The sequence below is a fragment of the Vogesella sp. genome (assembly GCF_046297735.1).
Lineage (GTDB): Bacteria > Pseudomonadota > Gammaproteobacteria > Burkholderiales > Chromobacteriaceae > Vogesella > Vogesella urethralis.
This window is the reverse complement of sequence record NZ_JBKBHK010000003.1, coordinates 289,704-304,638: the sequence shown is the minus strand read 5'-3', so window position 1 is coordinate 304,638 and position 14,935 is coordinate 289,704. Positions and strand designations below refer to the sequence as shown.

General features: G+C 59.0%; 17 protein-coding genes. 4 read left to right on the top strand and 13 right to left on the bottom strand.

Annotation, left to right across the window (positions count from 1 at the left end; all coding sequences use genetic code 11):
* Window positions 1-149: 149 nt before the first annotated feature.
* Together ACK4FZ_RS05925 and ACK4FZ_RS05920 are read left to right on the top strand one after the other, a co-directional pair.
* Window positions 150-680, top strand: a complete 531-nt coding sequence (locus ACK4FZ_RS05925) for a Tfp pilus assembly protein FimT/FimU (protein WP_409818803.1) — start codon at window positions 150-152, stop codon at window positions 678-680.
* The gene (locus ACK4FZ_RS05920; protein ID WP_409818801.1) at window positions 671-1,093 is read left to right on the top strand and encodes a type IV pilin protein; all 423 of its coding nucleotides are present in this window, start codon (window positions 671-673) and stop codon (window positions 1,091-1,093) included. Before ACK4FZ_RS05925 ends, ACK4FZ_RS05920 begins: the two co-directional genes overlap by 10 nt.
* 4 nt (window positions 1,094-1,097) lie before the next feature.
* Here the strand turns inward: ACK4FZ_RS05920 and ACK4FZ_RS05915 are convergent, their stop codons facing one another.
* From ACK4FZ_RS05915 to ACK4FZ_RS05880, 8 genes are all read right to left on the bottom strand, one after another.
* Entirely contained in the window at window positions 1,098-1,484 is a 387-nt protein-coding gene (locus ACK4FZ_RS05915; protein ID WP_409818799.1) for a FimV family protein, read from the bottom strand.
* Between the two features lie 84 nt (window positions 1,485-1,568).
* A complete protein-coding gene (aroB, locus tag ACK4FZ_RS05910; RefSeq protein ID WP_409818797.1) occupies window positions 1,569-2,654 on the bottom strand; it encodes a 3-dehydroquinate synthase in 1,086 nt (361 codons plus the stop codon).
* Entirely contained in the window at window positions 2,651-3,202 is a 552-nt protein-coding gene (aroK, locus tag ACK4FZ_RS05905) for a shikimate kinase AroK (protein ID WP_409818883.1), read from the bottom strand. Before aroK ends, aroB begins: the two co-directional genes overlap by 4 nt.
* Window positions 3,203-3,235: 33 nt before the next feature.
* On the bottom strand, window positions 3,236-5,377 hold the full coding sequence (gene pilQ / locus ACK4FZ_RS05900) for a type IV pilus secretin PilQ (RefSeq protein WP_409818795.1): 2,142 nt from the start codon (window positions 5,375-5,377) through the stop codon (window positions 3,236-3,238).
* Window positions 5,374-5,871, bottom strand: a complete 498-nt coding sequence (locus tag ACK4FZ_RS05895; protein WP_409818880.1) for a pilus assembly protein PilP — start codon at window positions 5,869-5,871, stop codon at window positions 5,374-5,376. Before ACK4FZ_RS05895 ends, pilQ begins: the two co-directional genes overlap by 4 nt.
* Before the next feature lie 32 nt (window positions 5,872-5,903).
* Window positions 5,904-6,509 carry a type 4a pilus biogenesis protein PilO gene (locus tag ACK4FZ_RS05890; RefSeq protein ID WP_409818793.1) on the bottom strand — a complete coding sequence of 202 codons (606 nt, stop codon included), beginning with the start codon at window positions 6,507-6,509 and terminating at the stop codon, window positions 5,904-5,906.
* Window positions 6,506-7,081 (bottom strand): PilN domain-containing protein, encoded by a 576-nt coding sequence (locus ACK4FZ_RS05885; protein WP_409818791.1) that lies wholly within the window; start codon window positions 7,079-7,081, stop codon window positions 6,506-6,508. Before ACK4FZ_RS05885 ends, ACK4FZ_RS05890 begins: the two co-directional genes overlap by 4 nt.
* Window positions 7,082-8,122, bottom strand: a complete 1,041-nt coding sequence (locus tag ACK4FZ_RS05880) for a pilus assembly protein PilM (RefSeq protein WP_409818789.1) — start codon at window positions 8,120-8,122, stop codon at window positions 7,082-7,084.
* Between the two features lie 211 nt (window positions 8,123-8,333).
* Between ACK4FZ_RS05880 and ACK4FZ_RS05875 the strand changes: the two genes are divergently transcribed.
* Complete coding sequence (locus ACK4FZ_RS05875; RefSeq protein WP_409818787.1) at window positions 8,334-10,709, top strand: penicillin-binding protein 1A; 2,376 nt, start codon at window positions 8,334-8,336, stop codon at window positions 10,707-10,709.
* 155 nt (window positions 10,710-10,864) lie between these two features.
* Here ACK4FZ_RS05875 and arsC read toward each other — a convergent pair whose 3' ends face one another.
* Window positions 10,865-11,209 (bottom strand): arsenate reductase (glutaredoxin), encoded by a 345-nt coding sequence (gene arsC, locus ACK4FZ_RS05870; RefSeq protein WP_409818784.1) that lies wholly within the window; start codon window positions 11,207-11,209, stop codon window positions 10,865-10,867.
* 70 nt (window positions 11,210-11,279) lie between these two features.
* Between arsC and ACK4FZ_RS05865 the strand changes: the two genes are divergently transcribed.
* Window positions 11,280-12,482 (top strand): multidrug effflux MFS transporter, encoded by a 1,203-nt coding sequence (locus tag ACK4FZ_RS05865; protein ID WP_409818781.1) that lies wholly within the window; start codon window positions 11,280-11,282, stop codon window positions 12,480-12,482.
* Between the two features lie 7 nt (window positions 12,483-12,489).
* On the opposite strand, the gene ybaK is transcribed toward ACK4FZ_RS05865, so the two are convergent.
* The 4 genes from ybaK to ACK4FZ_RS05845 form a co-directional block, all read right to left on the bottom strand.
* Window positions 12,490-12,972, bottom strand: coding sequence for a Cys-tRNA(Pro) deacylase (gene ybaK, locus ACK4FZ_RS05860; RefSeq protein WP_409818779.1), 483 nt, complete (start codon window positions 12,970-12,972; stop codon window positions 12,490-12,492).
* Between the two features lie 31 nt (window positions 12,973-13,003).
* A complete protein-coding gene (locus tag ACK4FZ_RS05855) occupies window positions 13,004-13,618 on the bottom strand; it encodes a sulfite oxidase heme-binding subunit YedZ (RefSeq protein ID WP_409818777.1) in 615 nt (204 codons plus the stop codon).
* Between the two features lie 11 nt (window positions 13,619-13,629).
* A complete protein-coding gene (gene msrP / locus ACK4FZ_RS05850) occupies window positions 13,630-14,538 on the bottom strand; it encodes a protein-methionine-sulfoxide reductase catalytic subunit MsrP (protein WP_409818775.1) in 909 nt (302 codons plus the stop codon).
* A 76-nt stretch (window positions 14,539-14,614) separates the two neighbouring features.
* Window positions 14,615-14,794, bottom strand: coding sequence for a protein MIGRI (locus tag ACK4FZ_RS05845; protein ID WP_409818773.1), 180 nt, complete (start codon window positions 14,792-14,794; stop codon window positions 14,615-14,617).
* Between the last annotated feature and the right edge of the window lie 141 nt (window positions 14,795-14,935).

The following is a 14,935-nucleotide window of genomic DNA, read 5'->3' as shown; positions in this document are numbered from 1 at the left end:
GGGCGGTTTTTTATTTGCTTAACAGATAAATATCAACTTTTTCAGTCATTTATCTGCATTTCATTCAAATGAAAAACGCTGTTTGACAGTGATAAATGTCGCCTCCTAAGCTGCCATCATCATCCAAAGGTCATGAGTCGGGAGGCGCGATGCCAAGATGCAATACGGGCGTGGGGCTGCTTGAGTTATTGCTGGTAATGGTGATTGCGGCTGCGGTGATCATGTGGGGTAGCGCTCCCTATCAGCGTTTTCTCGAGCAGCAGGCTGTGGATACGCAGCTGGCACGCGTTGCCGCCGCCGTCATGCGCATGCGCAGCGAAGCCATTACGCGTAACACCAGTGTTCAGGTCTGCCTTGCCAATCTGAAAAACGATCTCGACATTCAGGGTTGCGCCAAGCAGGTTATCGGTAAAAATGGTTATGCGGTTGATGAAGGCTTGCTCTTTTTTATTGATAAGCCAGCTGGGTTAGCCGGTAGTTACAATAGCAAGGAAGGTCGTGACGTGGTACTGCGAGCTGCACAGGTAGAACTGCATAGCAGCGTGCTGCAATACCGTATTCGTCCCAGTGGCATGCTGTCGGTGGCTGGCGTGCATTACAAGGCGCTCAGTAGCAGCGGTATATGCCGTCAGCTGTGGCTGGGGCCTAGTGGTTACCGGCGTTTGTCAGTATGCGATTGATACAGCGGGGGTTTACGCTTATCGAGTTGATAATCGGCATGCTGCTGCTTAGCCTACTGCTTAGCGTGGCTGGCTGGCAGTACGACAGCTACCTGAAGCGGATGGATCAACAAGCGGTCGCCAGCCTGCTGCAACAAAATGCCAGTTTTCTGGAGCGATTTTACAGCGAGCGCGGCAGCTATAAAGCGACACCTAGCCAGTGGCCAGTGTTACCGCATCAGCGCTACCCCGCGAGCGGTACCGCGCGTTACCAGCTGGCATTTGGCAGTACGCCCAGAAATACCGACCCCGACTATTACGTACTGCGTGCAACGGCCAGCGATGAGGCCTTGGGTTATATCGAGCTGTTGCAGACCGGTACCTTGCGACGCTGCTTTGCAACTGCAGGGACAGTACAATGCAGCCCGCTTTAGTTGTTTACGAGTGGTACATGAACAGCGGTTCGTAAGGTGCCAGTAGCTGCCCTTCCTGGCAAATGGTTTCCCACATTGCTTTACCTTTTAGCTGTGGTGCCATTTGGCCAGCCAGCTCGCAGTAGGCGTTGACGTCGCGCAGATAAGCCAGCGTTTGCAGTAATAGCAGCTTGATTTCCAGATTATGCGGTTCTTCACGCTGTGCATGGCGCAGTACTCGCAGGGCTTCTTGGCGTCTGCCATATGCGAGGTACACCTCGGCCTCTCCCACCGGGTCGATCAGGCGCTCGCGCGGTGGCACAAAACGCCATGGGCTCAATCGGTGACTGAGCAGGCCATGCTCTTGGCAGGCGTGGACTTTGCTGATGAGATGTTTGAAGAGGCCTGACATGGCTGACTCCTTATCGAGTACAGCCATTGTCGTGCTCGCTGTCAGCTTTGCCTATCCGTAGAATTTCGTAGTGGGCGCAATAGGCTATCGGGCAATGAAGCGGCTATTGAGCGTGGCGGAAAGCACCGACTGGGGAAGTGTTGCGACAATGGCATGGCCAAGTTGTTGTAGCAGCACAAAACGAATGGTGCCCTCGCTCACTTTCTTGTCATGACTCATGTACTCCAGCCATGCAGCTTCGCCAAGGTCGGGGCTGATGGTGGGCAGGCCTGCGGCTTGCAGTAGGCGTTCTATGCGGCCAACTTCCGCTTCACTGATATGTCCCAGCAGGCGTGATGCTTCTGCTGCCAGCATCATGCCGGCAGCCACTGCCTCACCATGCAGCCAAGTACCAAAGCCCAGACCGGCCTCGATGGCGTGGCCAAACGTGTGGCCCAGGTTCAGCAGGGCGCGGATGCCGCTTTCACGCTCGTCTTGCGATACGATGTCGGCTTTCATGGCGCAGCAGCGGCGTACGGCCTCGGCCAGTACGGTTTTGTTCTTGGCGCGCAGCGCGCCCATATTCTGTTCCAGCCAGTCGATAAAACCGGCATCGCCCAGCAGGCCGTATTTGATGACTTCCGCCAGGCCAGCCGACAGCTCGCGCTCGGGCAGCGTATCCAGCAGCGTCATGTCGGCCAGCACCGCTTTGGGCTGGTAGAACGCGCCGATCATGTTTTTGCCCAGCGGGTGGTTGATGGCGGTTTTGCCGCCTACCGAGGAGTCCACCTGCGACAGCAGCGTGGTGGGAACCTGAATGAACGGCACACCCCGCTGGTAGCTGGCGGCGGCAAACCCCACCATGTCGCCGATGACGCCACCACCCAGCGCAATCAGTGTCGTACTGCGTTCGCATTTGTTGGCCAGCAATGCATCAAAGATCAGGTTCAGCGTTTCCCAGGTCTTGAAGTCTTCGCCATCTGGCAGGGTCACGCTCAGTACGCTGACGCCGTGCTGTTGCAGGCCACGACGCAAGGTTTCCAGATACAGTGGAGCGACCGTGGTATTGGTGACGATCATCACCTTCTTTTGCTTCAGGTGCGGTAACAGCAGTTCGGCTTGCGATAACAGGTGCTCACCGATGTAGATGGGGTAGCTGGTGTCGGGCAGGGTCAGGTTGAGCGTAATCATGGTTTGGCAGGGAGTCGGCTTTGCAGGGACAGCAGGCGCTGTTCCAGACGATGGACCAGGACGTTGACGTTCTGGTGGGAGGTGTCGATGGTGATATCGGCAATTTCGCGATACAGCGGGTCGCGGATGGCAAACAGTTCTTCCAGCTTCTGGCGCGGGTCGGCAGTTTGTAACAGTGGCCGGCTTTTGTCGTGCTGGGTGCGCGCCAGGATGTCGTCTATTTGGGCGCGCAGGTAAATGACGGTGCCGTGCTTGCGTAGCACCTGGCGGTTTTCCGGTGCCAGGATGGCGCCACCTCCGGTGGCCAGAACGATGCCCTGCATCTGGCACAACTCGGCGATGGTATCGCGTTCACGCTCACGAAAGCGGTATTCACCTTCGATGTCGAAGATCGTAGTGATGCGAACACCGGTGCGGCGTTCGATCTCGTGATCGGAGTCATAGAAAGTCTTGCCGGTATGCTTTGCCAGCGTGCGGCCAACCGTGGTCTTGCCCGAGCCCATCAGGCCCACCAGAAAAAAATTGCCTGCCAGTTCCATGGCAGGCATTGTATCGGATGACTTCATGATATGTCTGCTAGCTCAGCGGGAGATGAACTCATTCTCCACGATGCGCGGCGTGATGAAAACCAGCAGTTCGCGACGATTGCTGGTATTGGAGTTGTTGCGGAACAGCGCCCCGACTACCGGCAGGTCACCCAGCAAAGGCACACGGTTCTCCACCGTGTTCTGTTCCTGTACGTAGATGCCACCGATCACCACCGTACCGCCATTTTCTACTCGCACTTCGGTGTCTACCGTCTTGTTATCGATGGCAGGGTTCTCACCTACTTTCAGCTTGGTATTCGGCGTGTCTTTGGTAATGTTGAGTTTCAGCACGATATCGTTTTCCGGTGTCACTTGCGGTGTCACCGACAGGCTGAGGTTAGCTTTTTTGAAGGTCGTGGAGGATTTGCCATTGTCGTCTACGGTCTGGTATGGGATCTCGGTACCCTCGGTGATGGTAGCCTTGGTGCGGTCGGCGGTCAGGATGCGCGGGCTGGAGACGACCTTGCCACGGTCTTCTGCCTGCATGGCAGACAGTTCAAGCCCGATGATGCTGCTGGCGCCCTTGAAGATGGCCGCAATCGACGCGCCGCTTAATGAAGAGGGCAGGCTGACATTCGGGTTGAAGGTGACATCACCGGATGGCAACTGGCCGATAGGAACAGTGCCACCGTTGGACAGGTTGCCAACCGAGGTATCCCCGCCGACTTTGGTGACCTGCAGGCGTACCCCCAGGTCTTTCTGGAAGTTGTCCTTGGCCTCGACAATACGCGCCTCGATCAGCACCTGGCGCAACGGGGTATCCAGCGTCTGGATCACCTTGCGGATTTCCTCGATGACGGAGACCCGCTCACGGATGATGATCTTGTTGGAACGTGGGTCGACCAGTATGGCTGCGCGGGTGGTTTGTCCACTGCTGGTACCGCCATTGGTGCTGGTGGTACTTTCGCTGTAGAAACCCGCCAGGTCTTTCAACGCTTCGCGGATTTCCTCTGCGGCGCGGTATTTGATCTGGAAGGTTTCAGTAATGATGGGCTCACTGGTCGCGCGCTGCTTTTGCGATTCTGCTGCCTGACGTTCGATGGTCAGCAGCTCTTCGCGTGGCGCGATGCGTACCACATTACCAATCTGGCGTTTCTCCAGATTTTTCTGTGCCAGGATCAGGTCTAGCGCCTGATCCCACGGTACGTCTTTCAGGCGCAGCGTCAGGGTGCCGTTCACCGAGTCACTGGTAATGATGTTCATGCCGGTAAATTCGGCGATGACTTGTAGCAGCGAGCGCACCTCGACGTTCTGGAAATTCAGCGACAGCTTTTCGCCCTTGTAACTGGCTTTGCCTTGCGCTTGCAGGGCTGCTTCTACTTCCTCGGCAGAAATCTTGCGCACTTCAACCACCAGCCGCTTGTCGGTCTGGTAAGAGGAGTAAGCCCAGTCACCTTCGGATTGGACTACCACCCGGCTACCGTTGCCTTGATTGGTGGCATCAACCCGACGAGCCGGGGTAGCAAAGTCGCCCACGTCCAGCCGGCGTTCCAGGTGACGTGGCACTTTGACGCCAGCCAGGTCGATGATCACATTTTTGCCTTCGCGGCGAATTTCTACTGGCGTATTGGCATTGTTGAGGTCGATCAGTACCCGTGCCTCGCCGTTATCGCCGCGGCGGAAGTCCACGTTCTGTACCACGCCATTTGGTGCGGTGGCGTTTGGCGCTGCAGCGATCACTGGCGGCAGTATCTCGGTAGGCGTCTCTTGCGCCCGGCTTGCCGGCGACTGTGCTGGCGGAGTACTGCCAGGCGCATTCAGCGTGATCAGCAGTTTGTTGTCCTCCACCTTGCTGGTGTAGGCAGTCGATTTGTTTAGATTGAGTACCAAGCGCGCCTTGCCTTGACCTTCTACCAGTGTCGCGGCATTGAGCAAGCTGGCTGCGTAGGGCAGCTGGCTTTTACCGGTGAGGTTTCTGGTATCGGGAAAGTCAAACGCTACCCGTGGCGGATTGGAAATGGCAAAACTGTTTGGGGCGCTGCCGAGCGGGGTATTGAAGGTGACGGCCAGTACCTGCTGTTCCTGGGCATTTTTCACCAGTTCAATGGCAGTAATACCGTTGGCCGCAGCGACCAGATTGCTGATACCTGCAAGGGCTAGCGCGACGGTGAGCTGCGTCAGGGTCATTGTTTTCATGGTGCTTTTCCTTGTTCCTGAAGCAGGTAGAGGTTGTTTTCCTGTTTTACCCACTCGCCGTTCACATCCTCGACAGTTTCTTCCAGTTTGATTTCGGTTTCGCTGATGGCACGCACCATGCCGTAATTCGGCCCGACAAAACTGCCCACCCGAACCCGATAGATGCCGCCCTCCGGGGTCTGGACCAGCCCGACCCGTTCGCGCTGCAGCTGCATGGTGCCCACCAGTTTCAGTTTGTCCAGTTCATAGTTTTCCAGGATTTCCCGCGGGCGGCCGGTATCGGGCAGGTTGCCGCTGGCACTCTTGCGTGCCAGTTGCAGCCGGTTGGTGTCGAATGGCGGGCTGAGATCCTGGCCACGATACTGATACGGCTTGTAGGGCTCGATCTGTGGCAACGGCTCTACTTGACCATGCAGACCACTGCCGGCCTGTTGCATCCATTGTTCCAGATCGTCCTGTTGGCTGAAACTGCAACCAGTCAGGCATAGCAGCATGACGGGTAGCAGTCTTGAAGTTGTCATTGTGCTCATTTGGGGGCGGCCACTTTTTCTTCCGCTTCGAGTGCGCGGTAGGTTTTGGCGGTTGCCATCATGACCAGACGGTTGCCTTTGGGGTCGGTCGGTGTCAGCGAGATGTCGCCAATGGTGACGATGCGCGACAGCTGGGACACGTCTGTTACAAAAGCAGCCAACTCGTTGTAGGTGCCAGTCAGACGGATCTGGATAGGCAGTTCTGCCATCTGATCGGTTTTGACTTCAGCGGCAGGGCGGAACAGCTCGAATTGCAGACCGCGACCGATACCCGCCTGGTTAATTTCGGTCAGTAGCGCGTCCATTTCCGACTTGCTGGGTAGCTGCTTGAGCAGGGTGCCGAACGAGACTTCGATCTGCTTGAGCTGGTTTTCCAATGCGGCCAGGTTACTGGCCTGGCGTTTCTTGTCGATATAGGTCTGTCGTAGCTGTTCTTCCTGCAACCTGGCCTGTTCTATTTCATCCTGTACTGTTGAAAAAACCAGGAAATAGGCAGCCAGCAGGATCAGTACTACCATGCCAAACAAGGCGGCCAACTGTCCCTGCAGCGGCCAGTTGGGCATGTCTTTGAAATCAAGGTTGCGCAGCTCGTCTAGGGTCATTTCGGCGCTCCTTCCGCAGCTGGTGCGGTTTGTTGGCTGCGGATCGCCACGCTCAGGCTGAATTGGTTGGCACGGATCTTATCGACGTTGGCCGCACTCACTTCGATCAGTACCGGGTCTGCGAAAGTACCGGATTCAGCCAGACTGCGCATCAGCAGAGAGACTCTGGCGCTGGACAGGGCGAAGCCGCTCAGCGCGACATTACTGCCTGTCTGGCGGAAGTCTTTCAGGTAAACGCCTTCCGGCATCAGGCGGATCAGCTCGTCAAAGATGTATACCGCCTGGGTACGGTCGTATTGCAGCCGCTCGACCAACTGCTTGCGGCCCAGCAGCTCGGCTTTTTTTTGCCGTAGGGATTCGATATTGCTGAGTTTGGCATTGATCTTGGCAATTTCTTCGTCGAGGCGTTGATTGCGTGCCAGTTGGGCTGCCTTGGCGTCCTCCAGCATCATATGGGCAAAATAAGTCAGGCCCAACGCCAGCAGTACGCTAGCCAGCAATAAGGTCTGGAAGCGTTTCCGGTGTGCGGCCTTTTTCTGTTCGCGGTGCGGAAGCAGGTTGATGCGGATCATTTAATCAAATCTCCGCAAGGCCAGACCGCATGCTACCAGTAGCGATGGCGCGTCCAGCAGCAGTTCTTTCAACTGGATGCCGGGGGCCTGGGTCATGGTGGTAAACGGGTTGGCGATCATGGTGCTGATCTGGGTACGATTGAGAATGGCGTCGTCCAGGCCGGAAAGCATGCTGCAACCGCCGGCTAGCAGGATGTAGTCCACACGCAGGTATTGCGACACGCTGACCGTTGTATAGAAAAACTGCAGTGCGCGCTGGATTTCCTGTGCCAGCGAATCGACAAACGGGTACAGCAGCTCGGCCTCATAACCGTCCGGCAGGGTCATGTTGCGCTTGCCGGCCTCGGCTTCTTCGTAGGTATAGCCATAGCGACGCTGGATATCCCGCGTCAGCTGTATGCCACCGAATACCTGTTCGCGGTAGTACAGTTGCTGGTTGTTACGGATCACCGAGCAGTGGATCTTGCTGGCGCCGATATCGAACAGGGCAAAGGTCTGATTCATGCCCTGGTCGGGCAACTGCTGCTGGATCTGCTCGAAGGCGGTCATCATGGCAAAGGCGTCAATATCGACGATCTCTACCTTGAGCCCGGCCATCTCGGCCACCGCCACCCGCTCTTCTACCTTCTCCTTGCGCGAAGCACAGATCATGACGTCAAGATCGTCGGCACTGTTGCTGGATGGCCCCAGTACCTGATAGTCCAGGTTTACTTCTTCCAGCGGGAACGGAATGTACTGGTTGGCTTCGCTTTCCACCTGCAGCTCCAGATCATCGCCTAGCGCACCAGCGGGTACCAGAATCTTTTTGTAGATGGCCATGGAGGTAGGCAAGGCAATGGCCGCACGTTTAGTGGGGGAGCCCATGCGGTGCCAAGCGCGACGGATGGCGTCAGCCACCTCGTCCATATTGTTGATGTTGCCATCGGTGATCAGGTCTTTGGCCAGCGGCTCGACGGCGTAACGTTCGAGTTGCGGCGTGCGACCGTGGCGGCTCAGTTCTACCATTTTGATGGCAGTGGCACTGATATCCAGGCCCAGCATGGCATGGCGGGAGGAGGGGAGCCAGCTACTGAATAGCTGTTGAAGGCGATTTCTATCGAAACGTCTGGATTCTCCTGACATCATATCTTGGCTCCGGCGTCACGCTGGTAACCAGCCTCCTTGGTGCGGGCACAGGCTTGTGCGTTGCTAATCGTCTTGTGGTGCTACCTTGCAGGTATAATGCACCATCACTTTTATAGGCTAGAACAAGATGCTCCAGCGTTTTATTACCCTTACAGCCGGTCTCATCGCCGGTCTGGCCATTATCGTGGCCGGCCTGGTGTTGATCGCTGTGGTGATTACCTACCCGCGTCTGCCCAGTCTGGATGTCCTGACCGACTACCGTCCCAAGATGCCGTTGCGCGTTTACTCGGCAGATAACGTCTTGATTGGCGAGTTCGGCGAAGAGCGCCGTTCGTTCACGCGTATCCAGGACGTGCCGCAACATATGAAGCAAGCGCTGCTGGCGGCTGAGGACGAGCGTTTTTATCAACACGGTGGTATCGACTACCTCGGCGTTCTTCGCGCCGCCGTAGGCAATATAGTATCCGGTCGCGCGCATTCCGGTGCAAGCACCATCACTATGCAAGTGGCAAAAAATTTCTTTTTATCGAGTGAACGCACTTTCACTCGTAAATTCAATGAAGCTTTGTTGGCATTCAAGATTGAGCATACTTTATCGAAAGACCAAATCTTAGAGCTGTATATCAATCAAATCTATTTGGGCCAACGTGCTTACGGTTTTGCCGCTGCGGCGCAGGCCTATTATGGTAAGCCCTTGGCAAATCTGGATATTGCGGAAATGGCGATGCTGGCTGGCCTGCCCAAGGCACCGTCCAGCTATAACCCGGTGGTGAACCCGGAGCGTGCGCGCTTACGTCAACTGTATGTGTTGCGCCGTATGCACGAGCTGCATTTCATTACCACCGAGCAATACGAAGCTGCCAAAGCAGCCCCCATCGTCTTGGCGAAGCCGGCGCTGGAAGCCAGCCTGCCGGCGCAATACATGGCCGAAATGGTGCGCCAGGCCATGTATGGCCGTTACAAGGAAGCGGCTTATACCGAGGGCTATCGCGTGTATACCACGCTCGATAGCCGCCATCAGCAATGGGCATTCGACTCGCTGCGTGCCGGCTTGATGGACTATGACCGTCGTCACGCTTACCGTGGTCCCGAGGCCTTTACCGACCTGAATGCCATTGCGCCGGAAGAGCTGGAAGAGTCTCTGGACGAGGCGCTGGCTGCTGTTCGCGATAGCGGTAACCTGCAGCCTGCCATCGTGTTGGCAGCCAGCAGTAGCAAGGTGACCGTATACATGCGTGGCGGCAAGCGGGTGGCCATCAGCGGTAATGGCCTCAGCTTTGCACGTTCTGCCTTGTCCGAACGGGTAACGCCGGCACAGCGTCTGCGCCCCGGGGCGCATGTACGCGTGGTGCAGGATGCCAAGGGTAATTGGCAGATTACCCAGATGCCGGAAGTGGAGGGGGCTTTCGTGGCGCTGGACCCGCGCACCGGTGCCATCCGTGCGCTGGTTGGCGGTTTTGATTTCAACCGCAGCGCATTCAACCACGTCACGCAGTCCATCCGCCAGCCGGGCTCCACCTTCAAGCCCTTTGTCTATTCGGCAGCGCTAGACCGCGGCTTTACGCCGTCCACCATGATCAACGATGCGCCGGTAACCGTTGATCCGCAAACCATCGGTGGCCAGAGCTGGGATCCGAAAAACGATGATGGCCGTTACGCTGGCATGATCACCATGCGCCGCGCACTGGCGCTGTCGAAGAACCTGGTGTCCATCCGTATCCTGATGTCCGTTGGTACCGACTTTGGCCAGCAGTACGTGCAGCGCTTCGGTTTTGACGGCAAGAGCATCCCGGCTTACCTCACCATGGCACTGGGTGCCGGCACTGCCACGCCGATGCAGATTGCCGAAGGCTATGCCGTGTTCGCCAATGGTGGCTACCGTACGCGTGCCTATTTCATCGATCGTATCGAGGATGCCAGCGGTCGCGTGCTGGCGCGCACCCAGCCGGCGATTGCCGGCCAGAATGCCCCGCAGGCTATTGACCCGCGCAATGCCTTCATCATCAGTAATATGCTGAAGGATGTGGTGCGCTATGGCACGGCCAATCGTGCCATGACGCTGGGCCGCAACGATCTGTCTGGCAAGACCGGTACTACCAACGATTTCCGTGACGCCTGGTTTGCCGGCTTCAACCCCAATCTGGTAGCCGTTACCTGGGTGGGCTTTGACAAGCCACGCAGCTTGGGGCGCTACGGTTATGGTGGCACGGCAGCGCTGCCGATCTGGATCAATTACATGAGTAATGCGCTGAAGGGCGTGCCGGACGTCGAATTGCCGCCGCCGCCAGGTATCGTGGTGAAGCCGGGTGCTGGCCTGCGCGGTAACGACGAGTACTATCTTGAGGAATTCCAGCGCACCAATCCCGAACTTCGCATCAATAACCGTGGTTCGGTGCCGGGTAGCGGCGGTGGTGTAGAGGAACAAGCCTCTGGCGCTGCCACCGAGGAACCGGCAGCGCCGGTGCAAGACGCAGTAGAAAACGTGAAGGACCAGCTGTTCTGACGGGCAGGAAACACAGAAATCAGTCAGCAAGAACAATCCCCGGCTAGCCGGGGATTGTTGTTTATCCTGTTGAAGCGGCAGGGTTTTACGCCGGGCGGCGTACCGGGCAGGTAGTCTTGCTGTTGGTGGCCGCCGCGTGGGGCGGCCTGCTTTCTCTATAATAGCGACAGCAGGTTTTCCGGCGGCCGGCCGATGGCTGCCTTGCCGTCGGTCACGGCCAGTGGTCGTTCGATCAGCTTGGGGTGGGCCAGCATGGCCTGGATCAGGTGCTTGTCTTCCAGCGTCACATCGTCCAGGTGCAGGGCCGAGTATTCCTCTTCCTTCTTGCGCATCATGCTGCGCGGGTCACCGCCCAGCAAGGCGATGATGGCGGCCAACTCGTCGGCAGTGGGCGGGGTTTTCAGGTACTCGATCACGTCCAGCTCGGCGCCGTGCTGTTGCAACAGCTGCAGGCCTTCGCGGGATTTCGAGCAGCGCGGGTTGTGGTAGTAACGAATCATGATGCTTTCCGTAGGCTGCGAGAGTGTCACTTTTATATCGCAGTTTCGTGTTTCAGAAAGTAGTTTTCTCATGACAGATTCTTCCGGCCGCCGCTTTGGCGTACTGGCGCTGCTGTTGGCCGCACTGGCCTCGCTGGGGCCGTTTTCCATCGACACCTTCTTGCCGGCCATGCACGACATGGGCCAGTCGCTGGGGGCCTCGCCCATCGAAATGCAGCAAACGCTGTCGATCTACCTGTTCTGCTATGCGCTGATGATGCTGTGGCATGGCGCCATTTCCGATACCGTGGGCCGCCGGCCTGTCATTTTGTTGTCCACGCTGACCTTTGCCGTGGCCTCGATCGGTTGTGCGCTGGCGCCGAATCTGGGCACGCTACTGCTGTTTCGCGCCATGCAAGGCTTGTGCGGGGGCGCCGGCCTGGTGGTAGGGCGGGCCATCATCCGCGATACCTTCCACGGTCACGACGCGCAACGCATGATGTCGCAGGTCACCATGCTGTTTTCGCTGTCGCCGGCGGTGGCGCCGCTGGTGGGGGGCTTGCTGTTCGGGGCGCTGGGCTGGCGGTCCATTTTCGTGTTTCTAGCGCTGCTGGGCCTGGCCGTATTTGCCGTGTGCTGGCGCGCCATGCCGGAAACCCACGCCCCGGCGGCACGCACGCCGTTTGCCTGGCGCCAGTTGCTGGCCAACTACCTGGAGGTTGGCCGCAAGCGCGAGTTCCAGCTGTTGGCGCTGGCGGTATCGTGCAATTTTGCCGGCTTCTTCGTGTACATCCCGTCGGCGCCGGTGTTCGTCATGCAGCACCTGGGGCTGGGCCATAACGATTTCCTGTGGATGTTCGGCCCCATCGTGTCCGGCATCATGTTCGGCGCGTTTTTGTCCGGCAAGCTGGCCGGGCGGCGCGACACCCGCACCATCGTCAATATCGGCTACACGCTGATGTTTGCCGCCACGGCGGCCAACCTGCTGCAGGCCTTCCTGATCACGCCGGCGGTACCGTGGGCGGTGCTGCCGCTGGCGCTGTACACCACCGGCATGTCGCTGGCGGCGCCGTCGATGACGCTGACGCTGATGGACCAGTTCCCGCACCTGCGTGGCACGGTGTCGTCGGTGCAGGGCTTTGTGCAGACCATGTTCTCCACGCTGCTGGCCGGGGTGATTTCACCGCTGGTGTGGGGCAGCGTGCAAAGCCTGGCGCTGACCATGCTGGGCTTCCTGGTGGCTGGCTTTGTGCTGCGCAGCGCCTATCGCCGCCGCATCCAGCGGCCGGTGTAGCCGCTTATCACGCGCTGGCCGTCACCAGTACCGGCTGTAGCACACGCTGCAGCTCGGCCGGCGCCATGCCTACCAGAAAGCCGCGCTTGCCGCCGTTGATGTAGATGCGGGCCAGTTCGGCAATGCCAGCTTCCATGTACACCGGCATCTTGCTCTTGGTGCCGAACGGGCTGGTACCGCCCACCTGGTAGCCGCTGTGCTTGTCGGCGGTTTTCGGGTCGCACGGCGTGATCTTCTTGGCGCCGATCTGCTTGGCCAGCATGCCGGTGGCCACTTCGCGGTCGCCGTGCATTAGCACCACCAGCGGTTTGCGCTGCTCGTCTTCCATGATCAGGGTCTTGATCACAGCGTGCTCGTCCACGCCCAGCTCGCGCGCCGACACGCGGGTGCCGCCTTTTTCTTCGTATTTGTACAGATGCTCGGTATAGGCCACCTGGTGTTCGCGCAGCATGCGCACCGCCTGGGTGACCGGGGCTTTTTCCTTGGACATGGCTATCGATAGGGCAGGGTAAGACAGGGCGCTATTGTACCCGCGGCCCAGAGGTTGGCCGCAAGCGCCACCACAGCCGCAGCCCCAGCAGCACCGCCAGCACGGCGGCGTACAGCAGCGGCTCGGTCAGGTCGCGCTTCACCAGCCACAGGTAGTGCAGCACCGCCAGCAGCGCCAGCGGGTAGACCAGCCGGTGCAGCTGGCCCCAGCGCCGCTGCAGCCGCCGCAGCCAGCCGTCGGTAGAGGTGATGGCCAGCGGCAGCAGCAGCGCAAACGCCGCCATGCCCACGGTGATGAACGGGCGCTTGATGATGTCTTGCACGATGGCGGCCCAGTCGAACAGCTGGTCCAGCCACAGGTAGATCAGCAGGTGGACGCTGGCGTAGAAAAAGGCGTACAGCCCCAGCATGCGGCGCAGTCGCAGCAGCCAGCCCGGCGCGCCCAGCCGACGCAGCGGCGTAATGGCGAGGCCGGCCAGCAGCAGGTTCAACGCCCAGCTACCACTGTCGCGGGTAAGCGTTTCTACCGGGTTCACCGCTTGGCCGCTCAAGGCTTGCCACAGGCTGGCCGCCAGCGGCAGCAGGCACTGCACGAACAGCAGCGCCTTGATGCGGCCAACCGTGGCCGCCGAAGGGTTGTGGAGCAAGGTTGGCCGCATCAGAAGTTTTTCACCAGGTCCATGCCGCGGTACAGGCCGGCTACCTGGTCGGCGTAACCGTTGAACGGCAGCGTCTTGCGCCTCAGGAACTCGCCGATGCGGCGCTCGCTGGCCTGGCTCCAGCGCGGGTGGTCTACCGCCGGGTTCACATTGGAATAGAAGCCGTACTCGTTTGGCGCCGCCATGTTCCAGCTGGTGGGCGGCTGTTTTTCCAGCAGTGTGATGCGGCTGATCGACTTGATGCTCTTGAAGCCGTACTTCCACGGCACCACCAGCCGCACCGGCGCGCCGTTCTGGCCTGGCAGCAGCTCGCCGTACAGGCCCACGGCCAGAATGGTGAGCGGGTGCATCGCTTCGTCGATGCGCAGGCCTTCGCGGTACGGCCAGTCCAGCACGCGGCGCGCCACGCCGGGCATCTCGCCAGGGCGCAGCGCGGTTTCGAAGGCTACGTACTTGGCGCGGCTGGTCGGGCCTACCTGCTTCAGCAGGCTGGCCAGCGGAAAGCCCACCCACGGAATCACCATGCTCCAGCCTTCGACACAGCGCAGGCGGTAGATGCGTTCTTCCAGCGGAAACTTCAGCAGCTCCTCGATGCTGAAGCTGCGCGGCTTGGCCGCCTCGCCGCCCACGGCCACCGACCACGGTCGCGTCTTCAGCCGGCCGGCATAGCGCGCGGGGTCGTCTTTGCCGGTGCCGAACTCGTAAAAGTTGTTGTAGCTGGTGATCTCCTGCCGGCTATTGGGCTTGTCGCTGGCGGAGTAAGGGCTTTTGCTGGCCGGCAAGGCGGCGATGGACGCCACCGGCAGCAGCAAGCCGGCACTGCCTGCCATGAACTGGCGGCGGTTGAGGTACACGCTGTGCGGGGTAATCTCCGACGGCGCGATATCGGATGGGTGGCGTATCAGCATGGGGCGGGCTCCGGGTAGGCATGCACGTCAGTCGTGCCAGAGAGGCCGATCTGACAGCTACCCGTGCAAAAGATTCTTACAAATGGACGCCCGCCATGTACAGCACAAAGAACAATACCGAGCTGATTACCAGTGAAATGGCCAAGGTATGAAAGAAATCCTGCAGCGTGGCGCGCTGCTGGCGGTTGAACAGCCAGCGCACCACCATCACCAATATCAGGCACAGCAGGGCAAGGCGGAGCAGGCGACCTATCATCGGGAGCGGTCCGTAAAAGGAAGGCCACGATTATCCGCAGCGACAGGACAGGTACGCAAGCCGGCGTTGCCTATATAATCGGCACATTGCCAGCAGAAGCCTTGATCACGGGGCGGCAGAGCCGCAAAGGCCGCCTGTAGC

Bases quoted from the DNA above. Each gene is read 5' to 3' on its own strand.
- ACK4FZ_RS05925 (WP_409818803.1), top strand. From the start codon at position 150: ATGCCAAGATGCAATACGGGCGTGGGGCTGCTTGAGTTATTGCTGGTA.
- ACK4FZ_RS05920 (WP_409818801.1), top strand. From the start codon at position 671: ATGCGATTGATACAGCGGGGGTTTACGCTTATCGAGTTGATAATCGGC.
- ACK4FZ_RS05915 (WP_409818799.1), bottom strand. From the start codon at position 1,484: ATGTCAGGCCTCTTCAAACATCTCATCAGCAAAGTCCACGCCTGCCAA.
- aroB (WP_409818797.1), bottom strand. From the start codon at position 2,654: ATGATTACGCTCAACCTGACCCTGCCCGACACCAGCTACCCCATCTAC.
- aroK (WP_409818883.1), bottom strand. From the start codon at position 3,202: ATGCCTGCCATGGAACTGGCAGGCAATTTTTTTCTGGTGGGCCTGATG.
- pilQ (WP_409818795.1), bottom strand. From the start codon at position 5,377: ATGAAAACAATGACCCTGACGCAGCTCACCGTCGCGCTAGCCCTTGCA.
- ACK4FZ_RS05895 (WP_409818880.1), bottom strand. From the start codon at position 5,871: ATGCTGCTATGCCTGACTGGTTGCAGTTTCAGCCAACAGGACGATCTG.
- ACK4FZ_RS05890 (WP_409818793.1), bottom strand. From the start codon at position 6,509: ATGACCCTAGACGAGCTGCGCAACCTTGATTTCAAAGACATGCCCAAC.
- ACK4FZ_RS05885 (WP_409818791.1), bottom strand. From the start codon at position 7,081: ATGATCCGCATCAACCTGCTTCCGCACCGCGAACAGAAAAAGGCCGCA.
- ACK4FZ_RS05880 (WP_409818789.1), bottom strand. From the start codon at position 8,122: ATGCTGGGCCTGGATATCAGTGCCACTGCCATCAAAATGGTAGAACTG.
- ACK4FZ_RS05875 (WP_409818787.1), top strand. From the start codon at position 8,334: ATGCTCCAGCGTTTTATTACCCTTACAGCCGGTCTCATCGCCGGTCTG.
- arsC (WP_409818784.1), bottom strand. From the start codon at position 11,209: ATGATTCGTTACTACCACAACCCGCGCTGCTCGAAATCCCGCGAAGGC.
- ACK4FZ_RS05865 (WP_409818781.1), top strand. From the start codon at position 11,280: ATGACAGATTCTTCCGGCCGCCGCTTTGGCGTACTGGCGCTGCTGTTG.
- ybaK (WP_409818779.1), bottom strand. From the start codon at position 12,972: ATGTCCAAGGAAAAAGCCCCGGTCACCCAGGCGGTGCGCATGCTGCGC.
- msrP (WP_409818775.1), bottom strand. From the start codon at position 14,538: ATGCTGATACGCCACCCATCCGATATCGCGCCGTCGGAGATTACCCCG.
- ACK4FZ_RS05845 (WP_409818773.1), bottom strand. From the start codon at position 14,794: ATGATAGGTCGCCTGCTCCGCCTTGCCCTGCTGTGCCTGATATTGGTG.